This is a genomic window from Paraburkholderia piptadeniae, from assembly GCF_900007165.1.
GTDB classification, from domain to species: Bacteria; Pseudomonadota; Gammaproteobacteria; order Burkholderiales; family Burkholderiaceae; genus Paraburkholderia; species Paraburkholderia piptadeniae.
In genome coordinates, this window is sequence record NZ_CYGY02000174.1 from 1 (window position 1) to 450 (window position 450).

The following is a 450-nucleotide window of genomic DNA, read 5'->3' on the forward strand; positions in this document are numbered from 1 at the left end:
TTACTCGATGATCTTGGCAACGACACCGGCGCCGACGGTACGGCCGCCTTCGCGGATTGCGAAGCGCAGACCTTCTTCCATCGCGATCGGCGCAATCAGCTTGACCGTGATCGACACGTTGTCGCCCGGCATCACCATTTCCTTGTCCTTCGGCAGCTCGATCGAGCCCGTCACGTCCGTCGTACGGAAGTAGAACTGCGGACGGTAGTTGTTGAAGAACGGCGTGTGGCGGCCGCCTTCGTCCTTGCTCAGCACGTACACCTCAGCCGTGAAGTGCGTGTGCGGCGTGATCGAACCCGGCTTGGCCAGCACCTGGCCACGCTCGACGTCTTCACGCTTCGTGCCGCGCAGCAGGATACCGACGTTGTCGCCTGCCTGACCCTGGTCCAGCAGCTTGCGGAACATTTCCACGCCCGTGCAGGTCGTCTTGACCGTCGGCTTGATACCGAC

General features: G+C 62.2%; 1 protein-coding gene. It reads right to left on the bottom strand.

The features are described 5' to 3' along the window. Positions 1–450: EF-Tu C-terminal domain-related protein (locus BN2476_RS49150; RefSeq protein WP_264838706.1), on the bottom strand; the 450-nt coding region annotated here is incomplete at its 5' end.